The sequence below is a fragment of the Okeania sp. SIO2B9 genome (assembly GCF_010672505.1).
Lineage (GTDB): Bacteria > Cyanobacteriota > Cyanobacteriia > Cyanobacteriales > Microcoleaceae > Okeania > Okeania hirsuta.
The window spans coordinates 1-2,218 of the sequence record NZ_JAAHGK010001262.1; the positions used below are offsets into that span (position 1 = coordinate 1).

General features: G+C 36.2%; 2 protein-coding genes and 2 pseudogenes. 2 read left to right on the plus strand and 2 right to left on the minus strand.

The features are described from left to right. Positions 1-395: pseudogene (locus tag F6K13_RS29610) on the minus strand (RNA-guided endonuclease TnpB family protein); the annotation flags it as partial. Between the two features lie 187 nt (positions 396-582). On the opposite strand from F6K13_RS29610, the gene F6K13_RS29615 reads away from it, so the two are divergent. Then, positions 583-1,200 (plus strand): Uma2 family endonuclease, encoded by a 618-nt coding sequence (locus tag F6K13_RS29615; RefSeq protein WP_124145850.1) that lies wholly within the window; start codon positions 583-585, stop codon positions 1,198-1,200. Positions 1,201-1,259: 59 nt separating this feature from the next. Here F6K13_RS29615 and F6K13_RS29620 read toward each other — a convergent pair whose 3' ends face one another. Next, a complete protein-coding gene (locus F6K13_RS29620; protein ID WP_124145849.1) occupies positions 1,260-1,697 on the minus strand; it encodes a hypothetical protein in 438 nt (145 codons plus the stop codon). A gap of 219 nt (positions 1,698-1,916) precedes the next feature. Between F6K13_RS29620 and F6K13_RS29625 the strand changes: the two are divergent. Next, positions 1,917-2,218, plus strand: a pseudogene (locus tag F6K13_RS29625) (RNA-guided endonuclease TnpB family protein); the annotation flags it as partial.

The following is a 2,218-nucleotide window of genomic DNA, read 5'->3' on the forward strand; positions in this document are numbered from 1 at the left end:
TCTTTGAGAGGTGCTTTATAGACTGATTCTTTGGAATATATAACTACATTCCTACCTTGAGTTTTATTCTTATACTTTGGTATTTTGGGTTTACCTAAAAACTTCCCAGGATATTTTGACCATTCTTTTATAGCTTGAAAATAGCCACGCCAACTTGCCACCAAGCATTTTATTATTTGTTTTGATACTTTAGTTGGTAATGCTCTGTAAGCATCGCTATCTTTAGTGGCGTGGTACAGTTTAGTTAGTGAGAGACTTTTACCAGTACAGAAAAAATGCTGACGACAGTGATAGTTAGCTAAGTTATATAAGTTTTTTGACTTAAAAGCTAACTCATCACACACCTGCCAAAAGTTATGTGTTCGTCTAATTATATGTCTGTCAACAACTTTCATGGGTCTGTCTATTCAAATAAAGTGGCCCGGAGCCCGTGATTACTATAATGCTCGAAATCATTCATTGCCTAAATTTACGTTTTCTATTAACTGTTTAATATTACAATACTTTTCTACGTTTGACAACTATTTTCTACAGTTTAAGTTTAACAGTTAATTACCCCAGTTTTGTATAGGAGCGATCGCCATGAATACAACAAAAACTAGACTGACTTTTGACCAATTTATTGACCAATACCCAGAAGATGGGGTTATTTACGAACTTGTGGATGGAGAAATTAGAGAAATGCGACCCATTGGTGCCCATGAAAACGTTGCGAATTTAATCCAGAGAACTATGGACCGGGAAATCGAACGGCTAAATTTGGGTTTAGTGGTGACGCGCACCGCATTGGTCAGAACGGTAACAAAAGAAGGGCAAGAACAAGGGCGAATTCCTGATGTGTCTGTGGTGGATGGTGAGATTTGGGACAGATACCTTTACACATATCAGGGGTTTAGGGAACCCTTGAGACTAGCAGTGGAGGTAACATCTACTAACTGGGAGGACGATTATGTTGACAAATTGGACGAGTATGGGCGTTTAGGGATTTCCGAGTATTGGATAGTGGATTATTTAGCGATCGCTTCTCGGTCTTATTTAGGTCGTTCTAAAGTTCCCACCGTTTTTGTTTATCAACTTATTAACGGCGAATATCAGAGTCAAGTATTTCGGGGAAAGGATCGGATTATTTCCCCTACTTTCCCAGAACTAGAGTTCACTGTAGAACAGGTTGTAACTGCTAGTATACCACGAATAAGGTGAAAGCAATATTTCAAATTGTGTAGCTTGGTTTTTCTTCCTCAAGCTCAGGATTAAACTACTCAATTTTGAGTACCATTTTGCCCAACAAATCTAGCTAACAATTCATCACGAGATAATTGCAATAACAAAGGTACTAACTCAGCAGGTAAAAGAGAAAGTGATGGCTCAATTATTGCCTCTAGTTGGTTATCTATTGTACCAAAACGAACTTTGAGAATATTTTCTATTTGTTCTCGGCGTTCTTCTCGCATACCTTGTTGCATACCTTGTTGCATACCTTGTTGCATACCTTGTTTTGTAGCCTCTTCTAATCTTTGTGAAAAAAGTGGTGATAATCGCATAATTAACTCCCTATCTTCTGATTCTAAATTTTGATTTACTTCTATATTACTTAGCAAATCTGCTAATAACAATAGCGCATTTGAACGAAACAAATTATCCGCTGGCAATGCTTCTAATTCATCAATTGCTGTTGATTGAACTCTTCCTCTACCCAAAATTCTCAGCCAGAGAGTTTCTGGGGTTAGTAACTGTTAAACTTAAACCGTAGAAAATAGTTGTAAAATTTACAAAAGTGTTGTAGTATTAAATAGGTAATAACTCTTATGAAATAATTCAGGTGAATGCAACTGGTTGACAGACATATTATTAACCGAACACATATCTATTGGCAGGTGTGTGATGAGTTAGCTTTTAAATCAAAAAACTTGTACAACTTGGCTAATTATTATTGTCGTCAACATTTTTTCAAGTGTGGAAAAAGTCTAGATTTAACTAAACTGTACCACACCACCAAAAATAGCGATGCCTACAGAGCATTACCAACTAAAGTATCAAAACAAATAATAAAATGCTTGGTTGCAACTTGGCGTGGTTATTTTCAGGCTATCATTGAATGGTCAAAAAATCCAGGAAAGTTTTTAGGTAAACCCAAAATACCAAAGTATAAGAATAAAACTCAAGGTAGGAATGTAGTTATATATTCAAAGGAATCAGTCTATAAAGCCCCTTTAAAAGA

Excerpts from the sequence above, each read along its gene's own strand:
- F6K13_RS29615 (WP_124145850.1), top strand. The coding sequence starts at position 583 with ATGAATACAACAAAAACTAGACTGACTTTTGACCAATTTATTGACCAA.